We start from the raw sequence: 21,686 nt of genomic DNA, 5'->3' as shown, positions 1-21,686 counted from the left end.
CCTGGCAAGAGAGGGCTTACTTTACCGGCACTTGAGCGCCAATGCAGAGAAGATTGTTGAAGGGCAAACATTGGGCTGATCGCCTCGCTCAGATTGAACCAAGCGTCTTGCACGAAGCTCCGATATCGCCCTGTGAGGCCTACATGTAACGCCTTGATTACTTAGCTGAACCCTAGCTGTCTGCCTGTCAAATAAACGAGTTTTTCATCCGCCTTTCATATTCGTTGCACATTTTTGCGCTTAACCTTGTAGGCAACACTTGAGAGCAATCCGTGGATTATCGACTAACCTATTGAAAACGCATCATCTTTAGCCCCGTTTTGTAACCTGCGGGCTGTAGTTTTGCCCAATGAACGCTGCCGTTTTCACGCTTGAAGTCGCTTTAGCCCGAGGTCATGAATCTTTGAAACCCTACCCTATTCATTGCGTGTCGATCGTTATCCCGGTCTACAACGAACAAGAAAGCCTGCCTGAGTTGCTGCGTCGCACCACGGCAGCCTGCAAGCAGCTGGCCTACGAATACGAAATCATCCTGGTGGATGACGGTAGCCGCGACAACTCGGCCCAACTGCTCGAAGACGCCGCCGCGGAAGACGGCAGCAATGTGGTAGCGGTGATCCTTAACCGCAACTACGGCCAGCACGCGGCGATCATGGCCGGCTTTGAACAGTGCTGTGGCGAAGTGGTGATCACCCTTGACGCCGACCTGCAGAACCCGCCGGAAGAAATCCCGCGCCTGGTCGAGCAAGCCGCCCTGGGCTACGACGTGGTCGCCACCGTGCGTAATAACCGCCAGGACTCGGCCTTCCGCCGCTGGCCCTCGCGCTTGATCAACCTTGCCGTGCAGCGCTCTACCGGCGTGGCCATGACCGACTACGGCTGCATGTTGCGCGCCTACCGCCGCACCATCGTCGACGCCATGCTCGCCTGCCGTGAACGCAGCACGTTCATCCCGATCCTGGCCAACGGCTTTGCCCGCCACACCACGGAAATCCTGGTGCACCACGCCGAACGTGAGCACGGCGAATCCAAATACAGCGCCATGCGCCTGATCAGCCTGATGTTCGACCTGCTGACCTGCATGACCACCACGCCCTTGCGCCTGCTGTCCATCGTCGGCTTCAGCCTCGCGGCGCTGGGCGTGCTGTTTGCCTTTGCCCTGATCGTCATGCGCCTGGCCTTCGGCGCCGACTGGGCTGGCGATGGCCTGTTCGTGCTGTTTGCGGTGCTGTTTGTGTTCACCGGTGGCCAGTTCATCGGCATGGGTCTTTTGGGCGAATACCTGGGCCGCATGTACAGCGATGTCCGCGCCCGCCCACGCTTCTTTATTGAAAAAGTGCTGCGCAACCAACCGGCAGCACCGGCTCCAGTCGTCGTGGTCGACGGCCTGGTGTCTTCCCATACTTCTACTTCTTCTTCGGATCAGGTCCAGTCATGAGTTCAAAAGCTGTTGTATTCGCCTACCACGATATTGGCTGCGCAGGCATTGAAGCGCTGCTCAGCGCCGGTTACGACATTGCCGCCGTGTTCACCCATGCCGATGACCCCAAGGAAAACAACTTCTACGGTTCCGTCGCCCAACTCTGCGCCCGCAATGGCATCCCGGTGCATGCACCGGAAGACGCCAACCACCCGCTGTGGATCGAACGCATCGCCAAGCTGAACCCGGAGTACATCTTCTCGTTCTACTACCGCAACCTGCTGAGCGAGCCGCTGTTGGCCACCGCCCGCAAAGGCGCGTTCAACCTGCACGGCTCGTTGCTGCCTAAATACCGTGGCCGCGCGCCGGCCAACTGGGTGCTGGTCAACGGCGAAACCGAAACCGGTGTGACCCTGCATCGCATGGTCAAGCGTGCCGATGCCGGCGCCATCCTGGCCCAGCAGAAAGTCACCATCGAGCGCAGCGATACCGGCCTGAGCCTGCACGCCAAGCTGCGTGAGGCGGCCACGGCGCTGCTGCGTGATGCCCTGCCACAGCTGGCCCAGGGCAAGCTGAGCGAAACCGCCCAGGACGAGAGCAAAGCCACCTACTTCGGTCGTCGCACCGCCGCCGATGGCAAGCTGGACTGGAAAAAGCCCGCCGAGCAACTGTTCAACCTGGTACGTGCAGTGACCCAGCCGTACCCGGGCGCCTTCTGCGCCGTGGGCGAGCACAAGTTGATCGTGTGGCAAGCCGACGTGGTCAAGGGCAACGAAGGTCTGGCGCCTGGCCGTGTAATCAGCGTCAACCCCCTGCGCATTGCCTGCGGTGAAGATTCCCTGGTGGTCAAGTTCGGCCAGCGCAACGAAAACGGCCTGTACCTGGCCGGCCCGTCCCTGGCCGATGAGTTGGGCCTGGTAGACGGTTCCGTGCTGCGCGGCGCCGAGTCGGGCCGCAAGCCGCGCCGTACCCGTGTGCTGATCCTGGGCGTGAACGGTTTTATCGGTAACCACCTGTCCGAGCGCCTGCTGCGTGACGACCGCTACGAAGTCTATGGCCTGGACATCGGCTCAGACGCCATCGAGCGCCTGCGCAGCCACCCCAACTTCCATTACGTGGAAGGCGACATCAGCATCCACACCGAATGGATCGAGTACCACATCAAGAAATGCGACGTGGTGCTGCCGCTGGTGGCCATCGCCACGCCGATCGAATACACCCGTAACCCGCTGCGCGTATTCGAACTGGACTTCGAAGAAAACCTCAAGCTGGTGCGCTACTGCGTCAAGTACAACAAGCGCGTGATTTTCCCGTCGACCTCCGAAGTCTATGGCATGTGCCAAGACCAGTATTTCGACGAAGACACCTCCAACCTGGTAGTGGGCCCGGTCAACAAGCAACGCTGGATCTACTCCGTCTCCAAGCAACTGCTGGACCGCGTGATCTGGGCCTACGGCGACAAGGGCCTGAAGTTCACCCTGTTCCGGCCATTCAACTGGATGGGCCCGCGCCTGGACCGCCTGGACTCGGCGCGTATCGGCAGCTCCCGCGCCATTACCCAACTGATCCTGAACCTGGTGGAAGGCACGCCGATCCGTCTGTTCGACGGTGGTGAGCAGAAGCGTTGCTTCACCGACATTGCCGACGGCATCGAAGCCCTGGCACGCATCATTGATAACGACAATGGCGTCTGCGACGGCCAGATCATCAACATCGGCAACCCCGAAAACGAAGCCAGCATCCGCCAGTTGGGCGAAGAGCTGCTGCGTCAGTTCGAGGCTCACCCACTGCGCCACAACTTCCCGCCGTTCGCCGGTTTCCGCGACGTCGAGAGCAAGGCGTTCTACGGCACAGGCTACCAGGACGTGGCGCACCGCAAGCCGAGCATCGAAAACGCCAAGCGCCTGCTGAACTGGGAGCCGAGCGTAGAGATGAGCGAAACCATCGGCAACACGCTCGATTTCTTCCTGCGTGAAGCCATGCTTGAAATTGCGGATAAAAAGTAATGCAGGCAGGTCTTCGCATCGACGTCGACACCTACCGCGGCACCCGTGAAGGTGTGCCGCGGTTGCTCGACTCCCTGGCCGAAGCCGGGGTCAAGGCGACGTTCTTCTTCAGTGTCGGGCCGGACAACATGGGGCGTCACTTGTGGCGCCTGATCCGCCCGCAGTTCCTGTGGAAGATGCTGCGCTCCAACGCGGCCGGCCTGTATGGCTGGGACATCTTGTTGGCCGGCACTGCCTGGCCAGGCAAGCCGATTGGCCGAGACCTGGGGCATTTGATGCGCCAGGCCAAGGCGGCCGGGCATGAAGTCGGCCTGCACGCCTGGGACCACCATGGCTGGCAAGCCAACACCGGGCGTTGGAGCGAGGCACAACTGGTCGAGCAGATTCGACGCGGCGTAGACACCTTGAGCGACATTCTCGGCGAGCGCATCGACTGTTCAGCGGCCGCCGGCTGGCGTGCCGATGAGCGTGTGGTGCAAGCCAAGCAAGGCTTCAACTTTCGCTACAACAGCGATTGCCGGGGCTCCAGTCTGTTTCGACCAACCTTGGCCGATGGCAGCGCGGGCACCCCACAAATTCCGGTAGACCTGCCGACCTTCGACGAAGTCGTCGGGCCGGTGGTGGCTGCCAACGATTTCAACCGCTTCATTCTCGAGCGCTTCAGCGCGTCGAAGCTGAACGTCTACACGATCCACGCGGAAGTAGAAGGGATTCTGATGGCCAATGAATTTCGCCAGTTGCTCGCCCAGGCCGGGCAGCGCGGCATCGAGTTCAAACCCTTGGGCGAGCTGTTGCCCACGGATGTGACCACCCTGCCCCAGCAACAGTTGGTGCGCGGCGCATTGAGCGGCCGCGAGGGTTGGCTGGGAGTGCAGCAGGCATGATCCGCCGCTGGGCTTTGCCCTTGCTCCTGCTGGCGTTTGCCGTGTTCTACCTGCTGCCATTGGCCACCCATGGCCTGTGGATCCCAGATGAAACCCGCTATGCGCAAATCAGCCAGGAAATGCTGCTGACCGGCAAGTGGGCCGCGCCGCACTTCATGGGCATTCGCTACTTCGAAAAGCCCGCCGCAGGCTATTGGATGATCGCGCTGGGCCAGGCGATCTTCGGGCAGAACCTGTTCGGCGTGCGGTTTGCCTCGGCGTTGAGCACCGGTTTGAGCATTTTGCTGGTGTACCTGGTCTCTCGTCGGTTGTGGAATGATCCGCAAAAAAGCCTGGTCAGCACGTTGCTCTACATGAGCTTCGTCAGCGTGGCCGCGCTGGGCGGCTATGCCAACCTGGACCCGCAGTTCACCTTCTGGGTCAACCTGACGGGCGTGGCCTTGTGGTTCTGTTTCGACAGCACCACGCGGCGTGCGCGCTTGTGGTCCTGGGCCTTGCTGGGCCTGGCGTGCGGCATGGGCTTCATGACCAAGGGCTTCCTGGCCTGGTTGCTGCCGGTGCTGGTCGCCCTGCCCTACGCCGTCTGGCAAAAACGTTTTGGCGAGTTGTGCAAATTTGGCCCTGTTGCCGTGGTGGTGGCGATTGCTGTCAGCGTGTCGTGGGCGTTGGCCGTGCACCTGCAAGAGCCGGACTACTGGCATTTCTTTTTCTGGCACGAGCACATCCAACGCTTTGCCGGTGAAGACGCCCAGCACGCCGAACCTTTCTGGTATTACTTGCCGCTGCTGGTCGCGTTCGCGCTGCCGTGGGTTGCGCTGTTGCCGTCCGCGTTCAAGCAGGCCTGGCTGCAACGGCGCGTGCCGAAAACCGCGTTCCTGCTGCTGTGGCTGTTGATGCCCCTGGCCTTTTTCAGCCTGGCCAAAGGCAAGCTGCCCTCCTACATCATGCCGTGCATGCTCCCCCTGGCCTTGCTGATGGGCTCGGCCCTGAGCGACAAACTGGCTCAAGGCCACGGCCGTGTGCTGCGCATCAATGGCTGGTTGAACCTGGTGATGGGTGTGCTGGTGTTGCTGGCCCTCAGCTGGTTCCAGTTGAAGAAGCCGGTCTACGAACCGGGTGAGGAAACCGTCAGCCTGGTGCTGGTGTTCATCTTTTTGTTCGGCTGGATCGTGGTCAATCTGCTGCAAGCGGCACGCCCCTTGGCATTGTGGGCCGCGCCGCTGATCGGCAGTGGATTTCTGGTGCTGCTGGTGCCTGCGGCGTTGCCCCATTCGGTGGTTTACAACAAGACCCCGGATCAGTTCATCATTGATCACATCGACGAGTTGCAGCCCAGCGTTGCCCTGCTGAGCAACGACCTGGGCGCCGCGTCGGCGCTGTCCTGGCGCCTCAAACGCCCGGATATCACGCTGTACAACACCTCGGGTGAGGTCAAGTACGGCCTGGCTTACGAGGACACGGCCCCGCGTCTGGTCGACCGTAACCGCATCCAGACGTGGATGGCCGAAACCCGTCGTACCGGTGCGGTGGGCGTGGTGATGCGCGTCAATAGCACCGGCGAAAAGGAAGAACTCGCGCTGCTGCCCACTGACGGCAAGCGTTATGCGCAGGGCAAGATCGTGATCCTGATTTTCCCGCAGGTCGCGCCATGATCACCCTGCTGCTACTGCTCACGGCCTGCCTGCTCACCTGCATGGGCCAGGTCTCGCAAAAATTCGCCGTGGAGAGCTGGCGCGGCGTGCCGGACGGCTGGGCACCGAAACTGCGCTCGCCGTGGTTGTGGTCGGCGCTGGTGTGCCTGGGCCTGGGCTTGCTGGTGTGGCTGCTGGTGTTGCAGCGCCTGGAAGTCGGCATTGCCTACCCCATGCTCAGCCTGAATTTTGTGCTGGTCACGCTGATGGCGCGCTTTGTGTTTCACGAACCCATTGATGCCCGTCATTGGCTGGGTGTGGGGCTGGTGATTGCCGGCGTGGTCTTGCTGGGGCGCCAGGTATGAGCCGCATGCGGGGTTTCGCCCTGGCCCTGGGCAGTGTCGGCCTGGTGAGTGGCGCCCAATTGGGCATGCGCTGGAGCATGACGCGCCTGCCGCTGCCCACCCAATGGCTGGCTGCCTTCACGGATAACAGCATCGACCTCGGCGCCCTGGGCGTGGTGATCCTGGCGATCATCGCCTATGCGCTGTCGATGCTGTGCTGGCTCGGCGCACTGAAGCACTTACCCCTGGGCCGCGCCTATTCGCTGCTCAGCATCAGTTACGCGCTGGTGTATTTGCTGGCCGCCAGCCTGCCGGTGTTCAACGAAGATTTTTCGCTTTCAAAAACCCTGGGGGTGGCCTTGGTCATCCTCGGCGTACTGGTTATCAACTCTCGTCGTGCTAGCACCTCAAGTCCCAGGAATACCCCATGAAAATCAGTGTATTTGGTAGTGGTTACGTTGGTCTGGTTCAGGCCACGGTATTAGCCGAAGTCGGTCACGATGTCATTTGCATGGACGTTGACAAGCACAAAGTCGAGTCACTGCAGAAGGGGCATGTGACCATCTTCGAGCCGGGCCTGGCAGCCATGGTCAAGGACAACCTGGAAAGCGGACGCCTGCGCTTTACCCACGACGAAAAACTCGCCGTCGAGCACGGTGAAGTATTGTTTATTGCTGTGGGCACGCCGTCGGATGAAGACGGTTCGGCCGACTTGAAATACGTGCTGTCGGTGGGTGATGCAGTTGCCCGCCATCGCGTGGCGCCGGTGATCCTGGTGGAGAAATCCACCGTACCGGTAGGCACCGGCGACACGTTGCGTGACCACATCCTCAATAACCTGCGTGCCGCCGGCCGTGAGCTGCAGTTCGATATCGTCTCCAACCCGGAATTCCTCAAGGAAGGCTCCGCCGTTGCCGACTGCCGCCGCCCGGACCGGATCATCATCGGCTGCGAGCGTGAAGAGGTGCGCGACGTGATGCGCGACCTGTACGCACCGTTCAACCGCAACCACGACCGCATCATCTTCATGGACCTGCGCAGCGCAGAACTGACCAAGTACGCCGCCAACTGCATGCTGGCCACCAAGATCAGCTTCATCAACCAGATCGCCGAGTTGGCTGAACACCTGGGTGCCGACATTGAGTCGGTGCGCCTGGGCATCGGTGCCGACTCACGCATCGGCTACCACTTTATCTACCCCGGCTGCGGTTATGGCGGCTCGTGCTTCCCCAAAGACATGCGCGCCCTGATCCACAGCGCCAAGCAGGCCAACTGCTCCAGCGACCTGCTCGAAGCCGTGGAAGCCATCAACCAGCGCCAGAAGAGCAAGTTGTTCGAGCGCATCAACGCGTTCTTCCAGGGCAACCTCAAGGGCAAGACGTTTGCCCTGTGGGGCCTGGCCTTCAAGCCCAACACCGATGACATGCGTGATGCCCCCAGCCGCGTGCTGATGGAAGCGCTGTGGGCTGCCGGCGCCAATGTGCGCGCCTTTGACCCTGAAGCCATGCAGGAAACCCAACGCATCTACGGCGATGACCCGCGCCTGATGCTGATGGGCACCCCGGAATCCACCTTGGGCGGCGCCGATGCGTTGATCGTGTGCACCGAATGGCAGCAATTCAAGGCGCCGGACTTTGACCTGATTCACCAGCGCCTGAAAACCCCGGTGATCTTCGACGGCCGTAACCTGTACGACGGCGAGCGCCTGGCGCGCAAAGGCTTCAAATACTTCCCCATCGGCCGCGGCGATTCCTGCGAGTTGCCGATCCCCCAGCAAAACTGGGTGGAACAGGTCAAGGACGCTTGCTAGGTGAACATCGCCTTACCGTCCGCGCAGCGCGCGACGATCCGCCACCAGTCGCTGGGGCTTGGGCTCTTGGCGCTGCTGCTGTTTATCGTCGGCAACTGGCACCAGGCGATCATCGGCTTTGATTCGCGCTTTGTGCTGTTTGCCCAGGAAATGCTGCGTCACGGGCCGAGTTTCTTTCCCACCACCTATGGTCAGCCGTATGCCGATTACCTGGCGACGTCGACCCTGTTGACGTGGCTGCTGTCGGTGCCCTTGGGCCAGGTCACCAGCCTGACGGCGTGGCTGCCCACTGCGGTCGCGTCGGCGCTGATTGTGGTGCTGGTCTATCGCCTCACTGCACCCTACTCGCCACGTTGGGGCCTGCTGAGTATTGCGATGCTGCTGCTCAGCAGTACGTTCATCAGCGAAACCCGTGCAGTCTCCCTCGACCAGATGCTCGCCGCCGTAACGTTGGCGGTGTTCTACCTGGGCTACGCCCATGATCATTTCGCCGCAGCCAAGCGCCTGCATTGGGTGTTTTTGCTGGTGCTGCTGGGGTTTGCCATTCGCGGCCCGATCGGCCTGGTGATCCCTACGGGCGTGTTGTGCAGCTACTACCTGATCAACCGCCAGTGGCGCCAACTGTTCAGCTTCGGCCTGCTGGCACTGGCGCTGCTGGCGGCGTGCGTCGGCCTGTTGCTGCTGCTGGCCAAGCTCAGCGGCGGCGAAGACTTTATGCATGACGTGATTCGCATGCAGTTCCTGGGGCGCATGGATGGCAGCGAAGGCTCCGGCGGCGTGCTGTATTACTTCACCAGCTCCCTGGGCAACTACGCCCTGGCCTATCCAATCGCGTTGTTGGTGCTGCTGGCGGTGCTGATGGGCGGTCGACGTGCGCCGGACCCGGCATTGAAGCTGGTGCTCTACTGCGCGGCAGCCGGTGTGTTGGTGATGCTGGGGCTGTCGGTGCCCCAAGCCAAGAAAGCGCGCTATATCCTGCCGATGTTACCGATGGCCGCGATCATTGCCGCGTATCCCTTCGCGGTCACACAACGGCGACTGTTTGCGTGGCTGCGCGCCTTGATGCTGGGCATCTGGACGCTGTTGCCAACGCTGTTGGCCATTGGCTTGGTGGTGGCGCGGCGGCGCTACCCGGAACCGCTGGCCGACCTTGAGCTGATCTTCGTCGTGCTTGGCTTGCTACAGGTGCTGGCCCTGCTGGCATTGTTCCGCTCGCGGCTGCGCACCTACGGTCCCGCCTTGGCCGCCGTACTCGCCCTCTGGACCACCTACATCATGGTGGTTGAACCCCTGGAACGTCAGGTGTACGACACCCGCACCTTCAGCCTCGCCGTCAAGGCACAGGTTCAACAGCAACCGGCGCCGCTGGTGTTGCACGCACTGGGCAAAGACGCGAAAGCCATCAAGTTCATGGTCAACTTCGATTGCGACAAGGTTCCGCTGTTTACCCAATTGCCCGCCGAATTGAAACCGGTCCAGGCGCCGGCATGGTTGGTCATGAGCCAGGCTGATTTCCAGGCGCTGGACGATCCGCGCCTGCGTTCAATCACGCCAACGCTTACCGCAGCGTTCGACAAAACCCCCTATGTGTTGCTGCATTTGGCAAAAACCTCGACGCCTTGAGCGCTTTTCCGCCTGCACTGTAAGAAGAACGCCCACTCCCTCCACGAGTGGGCGACTTTCATCATAGGTACCAAGAAAACACCTACATTTGTTTGCGTAATGGCTGGTGCACTTTCCCTTCCGGTGCTCGGAGCCCAACTGTAGACTCGCTGCCACGTGCACTTACTATCTACCACCCGATCGTCAGGACTGCCCTGAAACGCTTGGGTCAGGGCACTTCACAACAAGGACGTTGTAGGCTGCCCACGCGCGATGGCTTACTTCATTGAGAGGACAATGCCGTGCGAGAAGACCTGTTAACCGTACCCTTACCCAGGCTGGATCGTTTGATGGCATTGCGTGACGCACTCGTGGCGTTAAAGGGGCCGTTGGCCGACGACCCCAGGCTGCGCGAAGACTTGCAAGCGCGCCTGTTCAACGAAGAAACCCATAGTCGCGTGCTGGGCAAAATCAACCCCGCTGCATCCGCGTCCACCGGGCAGATAACCTATGGCGAAGCCGGTAACTGCATTTATTTTGCATTCAATGTTCATTAATATGCAGTGGCGCCACCAGATCAAGCGCGGCACACTGCGCAGGTTCCTTCCCCCAATGTTGGAACCTTCAAAGGGCTGTTCCGGGAAACCAGGCAGGCCTTTTTTTTCGCCCGCTGTTTATGGACCGTCTTTCAATGCTCGCTCGCTGGTTACCCGCTGCAATCAACACCCGTCCCGCCGAATGGAGCCGTGCAGCCATCGGCATGGCCCTGGGCACGCTGTTCAGTGTCTGGGCCTGTGCCCAGGTGTTCGGCATGGAGGTGGCCCTGCACCTGCTCGGCCCTCTTGGCGCATCGGCCGTATTGCTGTTTGCCGTGTCGTCGGGGGCGCTGGCCCAACCCTGGTCGATAATCGGCAGTTACCTGTGTGCAGGCGTCGTCGCGTTGCTGGTCGCCCGCGTCCTGGGGCGCACCTTGGGCAGCGCCTGCCTGGCGGCAGGCATGACGGTGATCCTCATCTGCTGGCTGCGCTGCCTGCACCCGCCGGCCGGCGGCCTGGCCATGACCCTGGTGCTGGCCGATCCGGCATCGGTCGGCCTCGGCTGGTACGAGCTTGCGCCGGTGATGCTAGGGGCCGGCGCGCTGCTCGCCTGCGCGCTGGCCTATAACAATGCCACGCGCACGCGTTATCCCAAGGGGCTTGCCGAGCCTGCCCCGGTTATCCTGGGCACTGCCACCGCCGTGAGCGAGCCGAGCATCACGGCAGCCGACCTCAAGCTAGCGTTGGCCGAGATGGAGCAGTTCTACGATGTCGAACCGACAGAGCTTGAACAACTGATCCACGCCGCCGAGGGCCATGCCCGGCGTCGCAGTATCGGTGAGGTTCTGGCCAGCCGGGTGGTTTGAGCGACACTGCATAAATGCAACAACGACCTGCATGATTCCAAGTTGTACGAGGCAAATTTGCACTGGTACGATCACGAGAGAGTTCGCCCGCGAACGTCTTGATAAAGAACAATAAAAGCAGGGAGTTAGAGATGACTGCTCAGGTTTCATCCCAAGCAAGCCACGCCGAGATCCAGCAGGATGCAGTTCTGGCACAGGTGCGTAACCATATCGGCCACCTCACCCTCAACCGCCCCGCCGGCCTTAACGCCATCACCCTGAACATGGTCCGCCAATTGGCCGCGCACTTGCAGGTCTGGGCCGACGACCCTGAGGTCTATGCCATCGTCCTGCGCGGCGCCGGTGAGAAGGCCTTTTGCGCCGGTGGCGACATCCGTTCGCTGTACGACAGCTTCAAGCAAGGCGACACCCTGCACCAGGATTTCTTCGTCGAGGAATATGCCCTCGACCTTGCCATCCACCATTACCGTAAACCCGTACTGGCGTTGATGGACGGCTTCGTACTCGGCGGTGGCATGGGCCTGGTGCAAGGCGCGGACCTGCGGGTGGTCACCGAACGCAGCCGCCTGGCAATGCCGGAAGTGGCCATCGGGTACTTCCCGGATGTGGGCGGCAGTTATTTCCTCTCGCGTATTCCTGGCGAACTGGGCACCTACCTTGGGGTGACCGGCGTGCAAATCCGCGCGGCGGATGCCTTGTATTGCGGGCTGGCGGACTGGTACATCGACAGCGCCAAGCTGGTTGAACTGGATCAGAAGCTCGACCGTCTGCAATGGAGCGAGTCTCCCCTCAAGGACTTGCAAGGCGCACTTGCCAGGCTGGCCGTGCAGCAATTGCCCGACGCCCCGCTGGCGGCCTTGCGCCCGGCCATTGACCACTTTTTCGGGTTGCCGGACGTGCCCAGCATCGTCGAGCAACTGCAACAAGTCACCGTGGCCGATAGCCATGAGTGGGCGCTGACCACCGCCAACCTCATGCAGACCCGCTCGCCCCTGGCCATGGCCGTGACCCTGGAGATGCTGCGCCGTGGCCGCCACCTGCCACTGGAACACTGCTTTGCCCTCGAACTGCACCTGGACCGCCAATGGTTCGAGCGCGGCGACCTGATCGAAGGGGTTCGCGCCCTGATCATAGACAAGGACAAGACGCCGAAGTGGAACCCGCCCACCCTCCATGCGCTGGATGCCAGCCATGTGGAGAGCTTCTTCCGCGACTTCGCGCAGATTGAGAAATAAGCCATGCAAGATCTTGAATACACTGAAGAACAAGTGATGATCCGCGACATGGCGCGGGATTTTGCCCGTGGCGAAATCGCCCCCTACGCCCAAGCCTGGGAAAAAGCCGGCTGGATCGACGACGCCCTGGTGGCGAAGATGGGGGAGCTGGGCCTGCTGGGCATGGTGGTCCCGGAAGAATGGGGTGGCACCTATGTCGATTACGTGGCCTACGCCCTGGCCGTGGAGGAAATATCCGCCGGTGACGGCGCCACTGGCGCCTTGATGAGCATCCATAATTCAGTCGGTTGCGGGCCGATCCTCAACTACGGCACCACCGAACAGAAACACACCTGGCTGGCCGAACTCGCCAGCGGCCAGGCCATCGGTTGCTTCTGCCTGACCGAGCCCCAGGCCGGCTCCGAAGCCCATAACCTGCGCACACGCGCCGAACTGCGTGATGGCCAATGGGTCATCAATGGCGCCAAACAGTTCGTCAGCAACGGCAAGCGCGCCAAATTGGCCATCGTGTTCGCCGTGACCGACCCGGAACTGGGCAAGAAAGGCATTTCGGCGTTCCTGGTGCCGACCGACACCCCAGGTTTCGTGGTCGACCGCACCGAGCACAAGATGGGCATTCGTGCGTCAGACACCTGCGCCGTCACCCTCAACCAATGCAAGGTTCCCGAAGCCAATCTGTTGGGTGAGCGCGGCAAGGGGCTGGCCATCGCCCTCTCCAACCTGGAAGGCGGCCGCATTGGTATCGCCGCCCAGGCCTTGGGCATCGCCCGCGCCGCGTTTGAAGCCGCGCTGGCCTACGCCCGTGAGCGGGTGCAGTTCGACAAGGCAATCATCGAACACCAGAGCGTGGCCAACCTGCTGGCCGACATGCAAACCCAGCTCAACGCTGCGCGCCTGCTGATCCTCCACGCCGCGCGCCTGCGCACCGCCGGCAAACCGTGCTTGTCCGAAGCCTCCCAGGCCAAGCTGTTCGCCTCGGAAATGGCCGAGCGGGTCTGCTCCAAGGCAATGCAGATTCATGGAGGGTATGGGTATCTGGAGGATTACCCGGTGGAGCGTTACTACCGGGACGCACGGATCACGCAGATTTACGAAGGCACCAGCGAGATTCAGCGGATGGTGATTGCCAGGGAGTTGAAAAACTACCAGCTCTGATGGGCATGACCCAAAGCCCCGTGGGAGCTGGCTTGCCTGCGATGCAGACACCTCGGTACATCATAAACCGAGGCGATGCCATCGCAGGCATGCCAGCTCCCACCTTTGCTTTGCGGCGTTTGGCAGGGGTTACTTATCCTTGAATTGCGGCGCCCGCTTGGCCACAAACGCGGCCATGCCTTCCTTCTGGTCCTGGGTCGCAAACGCCGCATGAAACACCCGACGCTCAAAACGCACGCCTTCGGACAGGCTGACTTCAAACGCACGGTTCACGCTTTCCTTGACCATCATGCTGATCGGTACGGATTTACCGGCGATCAGGGCGGCCACTTTCAGCGCTTCTTCCAGCAATTCATCGGCGGGCACGATGCGCGCCACGATCCCGCAGCGCTCGGCCTCTACCGCGTCGATAAAACGCCCGGTCAAGCACATCTCCATGGCCTTGGCCTTGCCCACTGCACGGGTCAGGCGCTGGGTGCCGCCCATGCCTGGCAGCACGCCCAGGTTGATTTCCGGCTGGCCGAACTTGGCAGTGTCGCCGGCGAGGATAAAGTCGCACATCAAGGCCAGTTCGCAGCCGCCGCCTAGGGCGAAGCCATTCACGGCGGCGATGATCGGCTTGCGGCGGTTGGCCACGCGGTCGCTGTCGCTGAACAAGTCGTCCATGTAGATCTGCGGGTAGGTCAGCTCGGCCATTTCCTTGATGTCGGCACCGGCCGCGAAGGCTTTTTTCGAGCCAGTCAGCACGATGCAGCCAATTTCAGGGTTGGCTTCCAGGCTGTCCAGCGCCTGGTTCAGCTCACTGACCAGTTGTGCATTCAAAGCGTTCAGGGCGTTGGGGCGGTTAAGCGTGATCAGCCCCACACGGCCCTGGACGTCAAGCAGGATGGTTTCGTAACTCATGTATCGGCTCCTTAAAGATTGCGTGAGATGACCATGCGTTGAATATCGCTGGTGCCTTCGTAAATCTGGCAGACCCGCACATCGCGGTAGATCCGCTCCAGGGGGAAGTCGTTCAGGTAACCGTAACCGCCCAGGGTTTGCAAGGCGGCCGAGCAGACTTTCTCGGCCATTTCGGACGCAAACAGCTTGGCCATGGACGCTTCCACCAGCGCCGGCTTGCCACTGTCACGCAGGGCGGCGGCGTAATGCACCATCTGCCGGGCGACGGCGATCTGGGTGGCCATGTCGGCCAGGCGAAAGGCCACGGCCTGGTGTTCGACCAACGGCTTGCCAAAGCTTTCACGCTCACGGGCATAGTCGCGGGCCGCTTCGAAGGCGGCACGGGCCATGCCCACCGACTGGGAGGCGATGCCCACGCGGCCACCTTCCAGGTTGGCCAAGGCGATTTTGTAGCCCTCGCCCTCCTCGCCCAGACGGTTGGCCACCGGTACTTTCACGTCTTCAAACAGGATCTGGCAAGTGTCCGAGGCATGCTGCCCCAGCTTGTCTTCCACCCGTGCCACGGTATAACCGGGCGAATCGGTGGGCACGATAAACGCGCTGATCCCACGCTTGCCTGCGGCGGGGTCGGTGACCGCAAACACAATCACGATCCCGGCGTTTTGCCCGGAGGTGATGAACTGTTTGCAGCCGTTGAGTACATAGTGGTCGCCTTCAAGGCGCGCCCGGGTTTTCAGGCTGCTGGCATCGGAGCCTGCCTGGGGTTCGGTCAGCGCGAAGGCACCGAGCATGGCGCCACTGGCCAGGGGCGTGAGGAACTGCTCTTTCTGCTGGTCATTGCCAAACTTGAGGATCGGCACACAACCCACCGAGTTGTGCACGCTCATGATCGTGGAGCAGGCACCGTCGCCGGCGGCGATTTCTTCCAGGGCCATGGCGTAGGCCAGGTAGCCAGTGTCGCAACCGCCCCACTGTTCCGGGACCAGCATGCCGAAAAAGCCCAGTTCGGCCATTTGCGCAATGGCCTCCTTGGGAAAACGATGCTCGCGGTCCCACTCGGCGGCGAAGGGTTTCAAACGTTCCTGGGCAAATTGCCGGGCGGCGTCGCTGATCTGCAGTTGTTCGTCATTGGGCAACATAGGTCATCCTCAATACAAGCATTCAACGGCCATGGCCGTGGCTTCACCGCCGCCAATGCAGATAGCGGCGACGCCACGCTTGAGGCCCTTCTGGCGCAGGGCCGCGAGCAACGTCACCAGGATGCGTGCGCCGGAGGCACCAATGGGGTGGCCCAATGCACAGGCACCACCATGCACGTTGACCTTGTCATGGGGAATCTCCAGCTTGCTCATGGTCACCAGGCTGACCACGGCGAAGGCCTCGTTGATTTCGAACAGGTCCACCTCGTCGAGGCTCCAGCCGGTCTTGCTCATCAGTTTGCGAATCGCCCCCACCGGCGCCACCGGAAACAGCCCAGGCTCATCGGCAAACGCGGCGTGCCCGTGGATCACTGCTAACGGCTTGAGGCCGCGCTTGAGCGCCTCGGACTCACGCATCAGCAACAACGCCGCGGCGCCATCGGAGATCGAGCTGGAGTTGGCTGCTGTCACTGTACCGCCGTCACGGAACGCCGGTTTCAGGCTGGCAATCTTGTCCAGCCTGGCTTTCGGCGGTTGCTCATCGTGCAGAATGGTTTTTTGTTCTTTGCCCACGGTGACCTGCACCGGGACGATTTCACTGGCAAAGCTGCCGTGGGTGATAGCCTCTTGTGCGCGGGTCAGGGAAGCGATGGCAAACGCGTCCTGAGCTTCACGGGTAAAACCATTGTGCTCGGCGCAGTCCTCGGCAAAGGTGCCCATCAGGCGCCCCTTGTCGTAGGCATCTTCAAGGCCGTCGAGGAACATATGGTCCAGCACCTTGCCGTGGCCCATGCGGTAGCCGCTGCGCGCACGGTCCAGCAGGTACGGGGCGTTGGACATGCTTTCCATGCCGCCAGCGATCACCACATCGACACTGCCAGCGCGCAGCGAATCGTGGGCCAGAATCGTCGCTTCCATGCCGGAACCGCACATTTTGTTGAGGGTGGTGCAGCGCGTGCCCTTGTCCAGCCCGGCGCCCAAGGCAGCCTGGCGAGCAGGCGCTTGCCCAAGCCCGGCGGGCAGTACACAGCCAAACAGCACTTCGTCGACGGCATCGGTGGCGATACCGGCACGCTCGACCGCCGCACGAATGGCGGCTGCGCCCAGTTGCGGCGCGGTCAGGCTTTTGAGGTCGCCCTGGAACCCGCCCATGGGCGTGCGCACGGCGCTGACAATAACAATTGGATCGTTCATAGCCATTGCTCCTTATTTGGCGGCCATGCGCAAGGCACCGTCGAGACGGATCACCTCACCATTAAGCATGCTGTTTTCAATGATGTGGCGTACCAGCGCGGCATATTCGGCGGGTTTGCCCAGGCGTGGCGGGAACGGCACGCCGGCAGCCAGGGAGTTGCGGACTTCGTCGGTCATGCCGGCCATCATCGGGGTTTCGAAAATGCCGGGTGCAATGGTCATCACCCGGATACCAAAGCGCGCCAGTTCCCGCGCGGCAGGCAAGGTGAGGCTGGCGATCGCGCCCTTGGACGCGGCGTACGCAGCCTGGCCGATCTGCCCATCGAATGCCGCCACCGAGGCGGTATTAATGATGACGCCCCGCTCGCCGTCGGCATTCGCCTCGGTTTCAGCGATCGCCGCAGCGGCCAGGCGCAGCAGGTTGAAACTGCCGATCAAGTTGACGTTGATGACTTGGGCAAAGCTCGCCAGGCCGTGCGGGCCGTTCTTGCCGAGGATCTTCTCGCCACGCACGACACCCGCGCAGTTGACCAGGCCGTGCAAGCCCCCAAAGGCCTCGACCGCCGCCGTCACGGCCGCTTCTGCAGCGGCTTCCTGGCTGATGTCCGCCACGGCGCTGCGGGCATTGTCGCCCAGTTGCTTGGCCTTGGCAGTCACGGCGTCGGCGTTCAAGTCCACCAGCATCACCTTGGCACCCGCGGCGACCAGCATTTCGGCCGTGGCCGCGCCGAGGCCCGACGCGCCGCCGCTGACCAGGAATACCTTGTTTTCAATCTGCATCGTTGTTTCCTTTTAAAAGGGTCAAGCCACGGCCGCCTGGGCCTTGGCTATTTCCTGATTGCGCAAAATAAAGCGTTGCAGCTTGCCGCTCGGGGTCTTGGGCAAGTCGCTGACAAATTCGATTTCCCGCGGGTACGCATGGGCGGCCAGGCGCTGGCGCACATGCAGGCGCAGCTCTTCAGCCAGCTCCGGGGCGGCGCGGTATTGCTCGCTGATCACCACAAAGGCTTTGACCAGCTCAGTGCGCTCCGGGCAAGGCTTGCCGACCACGGCAGCCTCGACCACCGCCGGGTGTTCGACCAACGCGCTTTCCACGTCGAAGGGGCCCACGCGGTAGCCGGATGTAGTGATCACGTCGTCGCTGCGTCCGACAAAGCTGATGCTGCCGTCCGGGTTCAGCTCCACGGTATCGCCGCTGAGGTAGTACTTGCCGACGAACGCCTTGGTTTTCACGCCGTCGTACCCGGCAAACCAGCACATAGGCGATTGCTCGCGGTCGATGGCCAGGATGCCGGGTTGGCCGGCTGGCAGCTCCTGATGGTTGTCATCCAGCACCACGATGCGATGCCCTGGCGAGGCAAAACCCGCCGAGCCCACATGCACCGGATGCGCCAAACCATGGTGATTGCACAGCACCATGCCCAGCTCGGTCTGGCCGTAATGGTCGTGGATGGTCACGCCCAGGTGGTCGGCGAACCAGCGGATCACCTCCGGGTTCAAAGGCTCACCGGCGCTGCTGACGATGCGCAGCTTGCCCTTGATCGAACCGGCGAACTGTTCGCCACCGGCAATCAACAGCCGATACGCCGTGGGCGAACCGGTCAGGTTGGTGATGGCGTATTTATTGATGACCCGGCAGGTGCTTTCCAGGGTGAACGGGCCATCGTAGAAGGTGATCGGGTGCCCCATGGACAACGGCCCGGTCACGCCGAAATAGATGCCATAGGCCCAGCCAGGGTCGGCAACGTTCCAGAATGCGTCCTCGGGGCGCAAGTCCACGGCGTCGCGCATGTAGCCCTGGAACGCGACGATGGCCTTGAGCGGTACCGACAGCGCCTTGGACGGGCCGGTGGTGCCGGAGGTGAACATCAGCAGGAACGGCTCCTCTGCGCCCAGCAGCACCGGCTCGCAGTGAGAAGAGTAGCTGGGCAGTTCGGCCCAGAAGCTGTAGTCGCCCCGCACGATACCTTCGCCCTTGGCCCCGGCGACCGTGACGATGGTCGGGCAGTCGGCGACTTCCGCCAGCTTGGGACGGTTCACTGCATCGGTGACCACCAGCGCTGCGCCCGAGCTGTTCAAGCGATGTTCAATTGCCTTGGGTCCGAACGCGGTAAACAGCGGCTGATAGACCGCGCCGATGCGCCACGTCGCCAGCACGACCACCAACAATTCGGCAGTACGGGGCAACAGGCCCGCCACCTTGTCACCGCGCTTGACGCCCTGGGCCAGGAGGAAGTTGGCGAAACGCGCGGCCTGCTCCTGCAGTTCGGTAAAGGTCGACGTGGCGCTGCGCCCGTCCTTGCCTTCCCAGAACAGCGCGATGCGCCCCGGCAACGCGTGACGGTCACAGCATTCCACGCAGGCATTGAGCGCTTGCAGGTTACCGGCCAATGCGGCGTCGACGGTGTGCTGGTAATCAAACTCGGTGGTGGCAGCCAAATACTCACGCATCGCTTCCTATCCTTCTGTGTTTTTATTTTCAGGACGTTTTCAACTCGAGAAAAGCGCTGAAATAGTCGCTCCAGAGCGGCGCAGCGGCAATGGTCAAAGCTTTCAACTTGGCTGACTGGTTTGGCCAGTCCGTAGCGAAACGCGGGGGGCTTTTTCGCTTTTCGGTGGGAGCGGGCTTGCCCGCGAAGGCGGTGGGTCAGTCACCACAGCTGTCACTGCACCACCGCTTTCGCAGGCAAGCCAGCTCCCACAGGGTTATGTACTGCCCGGCTCCCACGTTAGTCATTGAGTCGACTGATCAGGCGGTCGATCCAAGTGATTGGACGCGATGCATAGCAGCTTCTAATCTGAACGCCTGCACGCCACAGAAGCCCTCCATGATCGTTCGCCCTAAACCCAACGTCCTGGGTATCCTGTTCTCCCTCAAAGGCTCCATTGCCAAGCGCATTGCCTGGCGCAGCCTGCTGGTCACGCTGTTGGCCTCGGTCATCGTGCTGGTGGAAACCCTGCACCCTGCCTATTTTTCCAAGGTCAACGCTACGCCCTTCACCTTGTTGGGCCTGTCACTGTCGATCTTCATGAGTTTTCGCAACAACGCCTGCTATGACCGATGGTGGGAGGGCCGCAAGCAACTGGGGCAAATGGTCATTGACGTGCGCTCGCTGATTCGCGAGACCCAGGTGTTGGGGGACACCGCCGAGCGTGCAGGCCTGCTGCGCGGCCTGTGCGGTTTTGCCCATGGCTTGGTCGCGCATTTGCGCCATGAAGATCAAGCCCGGGCGATACACCCTTGGATCAGCATGCCAGTGGGCCACCCCAACCTGCCGGACAGCGTGCTGCAAACGGTCGGTGCGCGCTTTTCGGTCCTGGCACAACAGGGCGTGATCAGCGAATGGCGCTACACCCAACTGGAAGCCCGGCTAGTCAGCCTGAGCCAGGTGCAGGCGGCATGCGAGCGCATCAAGACCACGCCACTGCCCTTTCCCTACACCCTGCTGTTGCACCGCACCATTTACCTGTTCTGCATCTTGCTGCCATTCGCAATGGCCGAGCCACTTGGCTGGTTGACGCCAGTGTTCACCGCGATTGTCAGCTACACCTTCTTTGGCCTGGATGCGATTGGCGACGAATTGGAAGACCCCTTCGGCTTCGACGAAAACGACTTGCCGTGTGATGCTATCCTGCGGACATTGGAGCGCGAGATCCTCGCCGCCCTTGGTGAAGTCAACCTGCCGCCAGCGTTGGAGCCAGCGGACTACGTGCTGACCTGACGCGGGTTTGACACTCGCCTCGCACTGACCGAAGCTTGGAACTTTGCTGCCCAAGCTTTCGGACGCCTGCATGTCAAAGTCACGCCGTTACTCCATCATCGGCCTGTGCGCCCTGTTGTTGATCGTACTGATCACCTGGTTTTTCTCCCGCACCCCTGCAGTGGCCGTACCCCCAGCCATCGCCCATGGCTATTCCAAGGCCTTGAAGCAAGCGCATAACGGCGAGCCCGGCGCCGCACGTGTGTTGTACCAACAGTTGGGCCGGCCGGACCTGTCGCCCGAGCGCCGCGCCGCCTTGCATGCGGAGTTGCCCAATTACCCCAGCCCCCAGGCGCTGAAGCTGGCCGATAAAGACCTGGCCAATGAATCGGCGCTGGTGCGCGAGGCCGCGATTCACAGCATCGTCGGGCTGGTGCCCACTGGCCAACGTACCTTGCTGCTCGGCCCGGTACTGGACGATCCGGAACAATCGGTGCGCTTTGCCGCCGCCAACGCCTTGCTGGGCCTGTCCCCCGATACCCTGGGCCTGTACTTTGGCCCGCTGCAGCAGGTGCTCGACGAATTCGTTAAAACCCTGAAGGCTCAACCCGAAACCGCCGAAGGCTGGATTCAATTGGCGCGCCTGTACATCCACAGCGCCCTGCTGCCGGAGGCGCAAAACGCTCTGGAGCAGGCAATGCGCTTGCAGCCGGACAACCTGCAAGCGGTGGTATCGCAAATCGAACTGCTGGACAAGCAAGGCAAGACCGACGAGTCGCGCCAACTGCTGGCCCGGCAACTGGCGGCGCATCCGGAGTCGGCCTACCTGCAACATGCCTTGGGCATGTGGCTGTTGCACCATGGCGAGCGCCCCTACGCCCTGCTCGGCCTGTCCAAGGCGGTGGAGCTTGCGCCGGACAACCCGGATTATCGCTATGACCTGGCCACCACCCTGCACGCCCAAGACGAAGTAGAGGCGGCCCAGCGCCAGTTGGAAGAAATCGTCCAGCGGCATCCCGCCAATCGCAAAGCCCGCGTGTTGCTGGTCAATTACTGGAAAGAGACCGGGCAGTTGCAGAACGTCCAGGTGCTGCTCGCCCAACTGGAGCAACAGAACCCGGATGATCCGGCGCTACAACAGGGCCTCTGATAGGCGATCAGCTCAGCACTGCAAAAACGTGTAAAGCGACCTCTCTTCGTACAATTCATCCAAAACGTTGAACCGCTAGTGGCCACTACGGTCAAGTGAATATGGCGCGT

Annotated in this window: 19 protein-coding genes; 14 read left to right on the top strand and 5 right to left on the bottom strand. The window is 61.7% G+C overall.

What is annotated here, in order from left to right:
* Positions 1-403: 403 nt before the first annotated feature.
* From arnC to BMH52_RS19225, 12 genes are all read left to right on the top strand, one after another.
* On the top strand, positions 404-1,438 hold the full coding sequence (arnC, locus tag BMH52_RS19280; protein WP_073844723.1) for an undecaprenyl-phosphate 4-deoxy-4-formamido-L-arabinose transferase: 1,035 nt from the start codon (positions 404-406) through the stop codon (positions 1,436-1,438).
* Positions 1,435-3,426 (top strand): bifunctional UDP-4-amino-4-deoxy-L-arabinose formyltransferase/UDP-glucuronic acid oxidase ArnA, encoded by a 1,992-nt coding sequence (gene arnA / locus BMH52_RS19275; protein ID WP_073844721.1) that lies wholly within the window; start codon positions 1,435-1,437, stop codon positions 3,424-3,426. Before arnC ends, arnA begins: the two co-directional genes overlap by 4 nt.
* Positions 3,426-4,310 carry a 4-deoxy-4-formamido-L-arabinose-phosphoundecaprenol deformylase gene (gene arnD, locus BMH52_RS19270; RefSeq protein ID WP_073844719.1) on the top strand — a complete coding sequence of 295 codons (885 nt, stop codon included), beginning with the start codon at positions 3,426-3,428 and terminating at the stop codon, positions 4,308-4,310. Before arnA ends, arnD begins: the two co-directional genes overlap by 1 nt.
* Positions 4,307-5,962 (top strand): lipid IV(A) 4-amino-4-deoxy-L-arabinosyltransferase, encoded by a 1,656-nt coding sequence (gene arnT, locus BMH52_RS19265; protein WP_073844717.1) that lies wholly within the window; start codon positions 4,307-4,309, stop codon positions 5,960-5,962. Before arnD ends, arnT begins: the two co-directional genes overlap by 4 nt.
* The gene (gene arnE / locus BMH52_RS19260; RefSeq protein WP_014718466.1) at positions 5,959-6,306 is read left to right on the top strand and encodes a 4-amino-4-deoxy-L-arabinose-phosphoundecaprenol flippase subunit ArnE; all 348 of its coding nucleotides are present in this window, start codon (positions 5,959-5,961) and stop codon (positions 6,304-6,306) included. Before arnT ends, arnE begins: the two co-directional genes overlap by 4 nt.
* Positions 6,303-6,716, top strand: a complete 414-nt coding sequence (gene arnF / locus BMH52_RS19255) for a 4-amino-4-deoxy-L-arabinose-phosphoundecaprenol flippase subunit ArnF (RefSeq protein WP_014718467.1) — start codon at positions 6,303-6,305, stop codon at positions 6,714-6,716. The genes arnE and arnF overlap by 4 nt, the downstream gene beginning before the upstream one ends.
* Entirely contained in the window at positions 6,713-8,095 is a 1,383-nt protein-coding gene (locus BMH52_RS19250) for a UDP-glucose/GDP-mannose dehydrogenase family protein (RefSeq protein WP_014718468.1), read from the top strand. The genes arnF and BMH52_RS19250 overlap by 4 nt, the downstream gene beginning before the upstream one ends.
* The gene (locus BMH52_RS19245; protein ID WP_073844715.1) at positions 8,096-9,718 is read left to right on the top strand and encodes a glycosyltransferase family 39 protein; all 1,623 of its coding nucleotides are present in this window, start codon (positions 8,096-8,098) and stop codon (positions 9,716-9,718) included. It abuts the gene before it with no gap.
* 317 nt (positions 9,719-10,035) lie between these two features.
* Positions 10,036-10,254 (top strand): type VI secretion system contractile sheath small subunit, encoded by a 219-nt coding sequence (locus BMH52_RS19240; RefSeq protein WP_256575809.1) that lies wholly within the window; start codon positions 10,036-10,038, stop codon positions 10,252-10,254.
* Positions 10,255-10,388: 134 nt separating this feature from the next.
* The gene (locus BMH52_RS19235) at positions 10,389-11,099 is read left to right on the top strand and encodes an HPP family protein (RefSeq protein WP_019817055.1); all 711 of its coding nucleotides are present in this window, start codon (positions 10,389-10,391) and stop codon (positions 11,097-11,099) included.
* 131 nt (positions 11,100-11,230) lie between these two features.
* Positions 11,231-12,334 carry an enoyl-CoA hydratase/isomerase family protein gene (locus BMH52_RS19230; protein WP_073844711.1) on the top strand — a complete coding sequence of 368 codons (1,104 nt, stop codon included), beginning with the start codon at positions 11,231-11,233 and terminating at the stop codon, positions 12,332-12,334.
* 3 nt (positions 12,335-12,337) lie between these two features.
* Positions 12,338-13,489 carry an acyl-CoA dehydrogenase family protein gene (locus BMH52_RS19225; RefSeq protein WP_073844709.1) on the top strand — a complete coding sequence of 384 codons (1,152 nt, stop codon included), beginning with the start codon at positions 12,338-12,340 and terminating at the stop codon, positions 13,487-13,489.
* Positions 13,490-13,618: 129 nt separating this feature from the next.
* On the opposite strand, the gene BMH52_RS19220 is transcribed toward BMH52_RS19225, so the two are convergent.
* The 5 genes from BMH52_RS19220 to BMH52_RS19200 are packed head-to-tail and all read right to left on the bottom strand — an operon-like array spanning position 13,619 to position 19,176.
* Positions 13,619-14,392, bottom strand: coding sequence for an enoyl-CoA hydratase (locus BMH52_RS19220; protein ID WP_014718474.1), 774 nt, complete (start codon positions 14,390-14,392; stop codon positions 13,619-13,621).
* Between the two features lie 11 nt (positions 14,393-14,403).
* Positions 14,404-15,531, bottom strand: a complete 1,128-nt coding sequence (locus BMH52_RS19215) for an acyl-CoA dehydrogenase (RefSeq protein WP_019817058.1) — start codon at positions 15,529-15,531, stop codon at positions 14,404-14,406.
* Between the two features lie 9 nt (positions 15,532-15,540).
* A complete protein-coding gene (locus BMH52_RS19210) occupies positions 15,541-16,725 on the bottom strand; it encodes an acetyl-CoA C-acyltransferase (RefSeq protein ID WP_014718476.1) in 1,185 nt (394 codons plus the stop codon).
* A 12-nt stretch (positions 16,726-16,737) separates the two neighbouring features.
* Positions 16,738-17,505 (bottom strand): SDR family NAD(P)-dependent oxidoreductase, encoded by a 768-nt coding sequence (locus BMH52_RS19205; protein ID WP_014718477.1) that lies wholly within the window; start codon positions 17,503-17,505, stop codon positions 16,738-16,740.
* Positions 17,506-17,526: 21 nt separating this feature from the next.
* Positions 17,527-19,176, bottom strand: coding sequence for an AMP-binding protein (locus tag BMH52_RS19200; RefSeq protein ID WP_073844707.1), 1,650 nt, complete (start codon positions 19,174-19,176; stop codon positions 17,527-17,529).
* Between the two features lie 377 nt (positions 19,177-19,553).
* Between BMH52_RS19200 and BMH52_RS19195 the strand changes: the two genes are divergently transcribed.
* Positions 19,554-20,447, top strand: coding sequence for a bestrophin family protein (locus BMH52_RS19195; protein WP_014718479.1), 894 nt, complete (start codon positions 19,554-19,556; stop codon positions 20,445-20,447).
* A 70-nt stretch (positions 20,448-20,517) separates the two neighbouring features.
* On the top strand, positions 20,518-21,576 hold the full coding sequence (locus BMH52_RS19190) for a tetratricopeptide repeat protein (RefSeq protein WP_073844705.1): 1,059 nt from the start codon (positions 20,518-20,520) through the stop codon (positions 21,574-21,576).
* Positions 21,577-21,686 lie beyond the last annotated feature (110 nt).

It is taken from the genome of Pseudomonas sp. BTN1, assembly GCF_001907715.1.
In the GTDB taxonomy this organism is placed as follows: Bacteria; Pseudomonadota; Gammaproteobacteria; order Pseudomonadales; family Pseudomonadaceae; genus Aquipseudomonas; species Aquipseudomonas paracarnis.
Note: the sequence above shows the minus strand (reverse complement) of the source record. Positions and strands in the feature narration are given on the sequence as shown.

What these genes read in the sequence shown, in the direction of transcription:
- arnA (WP_073844721.1), top strand. Translation starts at nt 1,435, where the DNA reads ATGAGTTCAAAAGCTGTTGTATTCGCCTACCACGATATTGGCTGCGCA.
- arnD (WP_073844719.1), top strand. Translation starts at nt 3,426, where the DNA reads ATGCAGGCAGGTCTTCGCATCGACGTCGACACCTACCGCGGCACCCGT.
- arnT (WP_073844717.1), top strand. Translation starts at nt 4,307, where the DNA reads ATGATCCGCCGCTGGGCTTTGCCCTTGCTCCTGCTGGCGTTTGCCGTG.
- arnE (WP_014718466.1), top strand. Translation starts at nt 5,959, where the DNA reads ATGATCACCCTGCTGCTACTGCTCACGGCCTGCCTGCTCACCTGCATG.
- arnF (WP_014718467.1), top strand. Translation starts at nt 6,303, where the DNA reads ATGAGCCGCATGCGGGGTTTCGCCCTGGCCCTGGGCAGTGTCGGCCTG.
- BMH52_RS19250 (WP_014718468.1), top strand. Translation starts at nt 6,713, where the DNA reads ATGAAAATCAGTGTATTTGGTAGTGGTTACGTTGGTCTGGTTCAGGCC.
- BMH52_RS19235 (WP_019817055.1), top strand. Translation starts at nt 10,389, where the DNA reads ATGCTCGCTCGCTGGTTACCCGCTGCAATCAACACCCGTCCCGCCGAA.
- BMH52_RS19230 (WP_073844711.1), top strand. Translation starts at nt 11,231, where the DNA reads ATGACTGCTCAGGTTTCATCCCAAGCAAGCCACGCCGAGATCCAGCAG.
- BMH52_RS19225 (WP_073844709.1), top strand. Translation starts at nt 12,338, where the DNA reads ATGCAAGATCTTGAATACACTGAAGAACAAGTGATGATCCGCGACATG.
- BMH52_RS19220 (WP_014718474.1), bottom strand. Translation starts at nt 14,392, where the DNA reads ATGAGTTACGAAACCATCCTGCTTGACGTCCAGGGCCGTGTGGGGCTG.
- BMH52_RS19215 (WP_019817058.1), bottom strand. Translation starts at nt 15,531, where the DNA reads ATGTTGCCCAATGACGAACAACTGCAGATCAGCGACGCCGCCCGGCAA.
- BMH52_RS19210 (WP_014718476.1), bottom strand. Translation starts at nt 16,725, where the DNA reads ATGAACGATCCAATTGTTATTGTCAGCGCCGTGCGCACGCCCATGGGC.
- BMH52_RS19205 (WP_014718477.1), bottom strand. Translation starts at nt 17,505, where the DNA reads ATGCAGATTGAAAACAAGGTATTCCTGGTCAGCGGCGGCGCGTCGGGC.
- BMH52_RS19200 (WP_073844707.1), bottom strand. Translation starts at nt 19,176, where the DNA reads ATGCGTGAGTATTTGGCTGCCACCACCGAGTTTGATTACCAGCACACC.
- BMH52_RS19195 (WP_014718479.1), top strand. Translation starts at nt 19,554, where the DNA reads ATGATCGTTCGCCCTAAACCCAACGTCCTGGGTATCCTGTTCTCCCTC.
- BMH52_RS19190 (WP_073844705.1), top strand. Translation starts at nt 20,518, where the DNA reads ATGTCAAAGTCACGCCGTTACTCCATCATCGGCCTGTGCGCCCTGTTG.